Annotated in this window: 3 protein-coding genes; all 3 read right to left on the reverse strand. The window is 71.1% G+C overall.

The genetic code is table 11. The annotated features are described in order from the left end of the window. Window positions 1–1,138 (reverse strand): protein-glutamate O-methyltransferase (locus tag VF697_RS23675; RefSeq protein WP_331098672.1); only part of this gene is annotated, 1,138 nt, incomplete at its 3' end. After that, window positions 1,132–2,142, reverse strand: a complete 1,011-nt coding sequence (locus VF697_RS23680; protein ID WP_331098675.1) for a chemotaxis protein CheB — start codon at window positions 2,140–2,142, stop codon at window positions 1,132–1,134. The genes VF697_RS23680 and VF697_RS23675, both read right to left, overlap by 7 nt. 19 nt (window positions 2,143–2,161) lie before the next feature. Next, window positions 2,162–3,931 (reverse strand): hybrid sensor histidine kinase/response regulator (locus VF697_RS23685; protein WP_331098677.1); only part of this gene is annotated, 1,770 nt, incomplete at its 5' end.

Below are 3,931 nucleotides of genomic sequence, written 5' to 3' on the forward strand. Positions count from 1 at the left end.
CCGTGGAGCCAGTCGCCCCCAGGGGCGCCTCGGACACCTTGGGCGCTCCCACCGCGGGCAGGTCCACCGTCTTGCGCGGCGCCACGCCACCCTGAGCCTGGGCACCCGAGGGCGACGCATCGAGCGTCTTCTGCAGGGCCCGGGTGGCGGGCAGCGTCGTGAGGCTCGGGCTCGAAGGCAACGTCAGGGTCGACACCGACTCCCGAGGCTGTACGCTGCCCGAGGACATGGACGGACGGTTGCCCACGGGTGGCAGCGCGCCGATCATCATCGGCCTCGGGCCGGAGCCCGGAGCGCGCACCGGCAGCGGCTTCTCGGGCCGCCGGTAGACGAACGAGCCCTCCACCTCCACCATCTCGAAGCGGTCGTAGACCTTGAAGAGGCTCTCCGAGTACCCCAGCAGCAGCAGGGCCCCGGGTCGCAGCGCCGCGAGGAAGCGATCCATCAGCGCGCGGATGGTGGGCAGGTCGAAGTAGATGATGACGTTGCGGCAGAGGATGAGGTCCAGCGACTCCGGCTTGACCTTCTCGAAGACGGGCACGGCGAGGTTCTGCCCGTCGAAGCGGACGTAGTCCTTCAACGAGGAGACGATCTCATAGCCCTCATCCACCGGCCGGAAGAAGCGCACCCGGCGCTCGTTGGGCATGCCACCGACGCGCCGACTCGAGAAGCGCCCCTGCTTGGCGGCCTCCACCGCGGCGAGGTTCAGGTCGGTGGCCCACAGGTCCACCTCGATGGGGAGCGCGCCCTGCTCCGCCAGCACCATGGCGAGGCTGTAGGGCTCCTCGCCGGTGGCGCACCCCGCGGACCAGATGGACACCCGGCGGTTCTCCCGCCGCGCCCGCCACAGCGCCTCCGGGAGGATGCGGCTCTCCAGCGCCCGGAACTGCTTGGGATCGCGGAAGAACTCCGTGTGCCCCACGGTGACGAGCGGCAGCAGCGCGCGCAGCTCGTCCTCGGAAGAAGGGGCGCGGAGGCGCCGCACGTACTCCTCGGAGTCCACGAGGCCCACCACGGGCATGCGCGTGGACAGCGCGAGCCGGAGGCTGTGGTAGCCGTCCGGAGTAATCTTCAGCCCCGCCCGCTCCAACAGGAGGGCGGCCAATTGCTGCAGGGCCCTTGAGGTCACTGTCAGCATGTCTCCACCCACTGGACGAGCGTCGGTGCGATCTGCTCGAGCGGCAGCACCTCTTCGGCGGCGCCAATGCGCACGGCCTCCTTCGGCATGCCGTACACGGCGCAGGTCGCCCGATCCTGCGCGATGGTTCGCCCACCGCGCTCACGAATTTCCTTCAGCCCCCGGGCTCCATCCCGGCCCATGCCGGTGAGGATGACGCCGAGGGTACGCGTCCCGAAGGCCTCCGCCGCCGACGTCAGCAGCACGTCGCACGAGGGCCGGAAGCCCCGCACCGGCGGGCTCGGATCCAACACCAGCCGGCCCTTCGGGCGCACCACCAGGTGCGTGCCCGAGCGAGCGATGTAGACATTCCCGGGCACCATCTCGTCCCCGTCATTGGCCTCCACCACGCGCAGTGGAGTCTCGGAGCCGAGCCACTGGGCCAGCCCCTCGGTGAAGCCATTGCTGATGTGCTGGCAGATGCAGACGGGCGCGGGGAAGTTCTTGGGCAACATCCTCAGCACCACGGCGAGCGCCTTGGGCCCCCCGAGCGACGAGGCGATGGCCAGCAGCGGGTACGGCGCATCGGTGGCCGAGGGGCGCAGGTGGCGAGGCTTCTGGGCCTGAACGGGGCGCGTCACGCGCACCTCGGCGAGCAGCATCAGCTTGCGGCTCACCGCCTGCCAGAAGTCGACGCCGGGCTCGGCGGGGCGCTCCACCACCTCCACGGCGCCCACCGCCAGCGCCTGGAAGGCGTCCGCGCCCGAGAGCACGCCCGGATGGAGCGCAACCACGGGCACGGGCCGCTCCGCCATCACCCGCTCGATGGCCTTGAGCGCGTCGGGCCCGGACAGGTCCACCACCACCACGTCCGGGTGGAGGCGCCGCACGTGCTCCAACGCCGCGGAGAACTCGCAGACGGTGCCCGCCGGGGCGAGCACCACCCCGTCGAACAACCCGCGCGAGGCCCCCTTGAGGACCTCGCCCACGAGCAAGACGCGATATGCGGACGCACCTACGTCCAAGCGGCCCCCATCACGTGCCTCAGGTCAGACGATCGATGGTCTGTGCCAGGCTCTCCACGCCCAGCTCGCCCTTGACGAGGTACGCATCCGCGCCCGCCTCGGCCCCGCGCCGTCTGTCCTCTGGCGACGCGAGCGAGGAGAGGACGATGACCGGAATGCGCGCCAGCCCCGCGGTGGACTTGAGCCGCCGCGTGAACGAGAAGCCGTCCAGCCGAGGCATCTGCACGTCCGTGAGGATGAGGTCGTACGCCTGGGACTGGGCCTTCTGGTAGCCCTCCTCGCCGTCCTGGGCCTCTTCCACGGTGTGCCCCAACGCCTTGACGAGCGCGGACTCGGTGGCGCGCGCGATGGGCGAGTCGTCCACCAGCAGCACCCGCAGGCGCTTGGCGGCCTGGGACTGGGTGACGGGCCGCGCCAGGCGGCGCACCTCGGCCATGATGTCCGGCACGTGCAGGAGCACGGCGATGCGGCCGTCCTCCAGCGCGGCCGTACCGGCGATGAAGGCGGCGCCCTTGAGGAACTCACCGCCGCAAGGCTTCACCGCCACCTCGCGCTCGTCCACGAAGCCGTCCACCACCAGGGCCGCCACGTCATCTCCATGGCGCACCACCACCGCGGGCGGCTTGTCGAAGCGGTTGCCGCCGTTGACGCCCAGCAGCGGCCCCAGCCCCACCAGCGCGGTGGGCTTGCCCCGGTGCTTCACCGCCAGGGTGCCGAAGACCTCCATCCGGTCCTCCGGCTTCACGCGCATCACCGCCACCACGTCGGCGGCGGGCATGCCATAGACGTCGTCGCCCAGGCGCACCAGCAGCACCTTCATGAGCGCCAGCGACTGCGGCAGCCGCAGGGTGATGGAGGAGCCTCGTCCCAGACGGCTGACGATGCCCACCGAGCCACCCAGCGACTCCACCTTCTTCTTCACGACGTCCATGCCCACGCCGCGGCCGGAGATGTCGGTGATCTCCTCGCGAGTGGAGAAGCCCGCCCGGAAGACGAGCTCGATGGCCTCGCGCTCCGAGAGGGCCGCGGCCTGCTGATCCGTCAGCAGGCGCTTGCGCACGGCCACTTCCCGCAGCTTCTGCGGGTCCATGCCGCGGCCGTCGTCGATGACCTCGATGCTGAGCATGTCGCCATCGGCGCGCACGCGGATGAGCAGCCGGCCCGTGGTGGGCTTGCCGAGCATGCGGCGATCGTCGGGCGACTCCAGGCCGTGGTCCACCGCGTTGCGCAGCAGGTGCACCAGGGCGTCACGCACGTCGGCCAGCATCGAGCGATCCACGCCGAGGTCGGCGTTCTCGATGACGAGGTCCACCTCCTTGGCCTGGGCGCGAGCGATGTCGCGCACGGCGCGCGGGAAGGCGTCGAAGACGGTGGACAGCGGCACGAGGCGAGCCTCGGCCACGTGGTCCGCCATCATCGCCAGGTTGCCGTGCAGCGTCTCGATGCCGTCCCCGTTGCGGCGCGCGAAGCGGAAGGCGTCGTCGCGCAGCATGTGCAGGTCGCTCTCGATGCGCTCCACCTCATTGCGCAGCGAGTTGGGGACCTGCAGCACATCGGCCAGCTTGAGGAAGCGGTCGCCCAGGCGCGAGAAGCGGTTGAGCAGGGACTCGACCTCGGAGGCGCGCAGGCGTCCGCGCGCGCTCTCCACCAGCAGATCTCCCGCGAGCAGGCCGAGCGAGTCGAGCACCTCGACGTTCACGCGGATGCTGCGGTCGGCGAGCGCCTTGGTGGCGGGCGCCTCGTCGTGGTGCTCGGCCTTGGGGCCGGGCCGGGAGGGCGAGGACGGGGG

The organism is Archangium sp. (genome assembly GCF_036388035.1).
Lineage (GTDB): Bacteria > Myxococcota > Myxococcia > Myxococcales > Myxococcaceae > Archangium.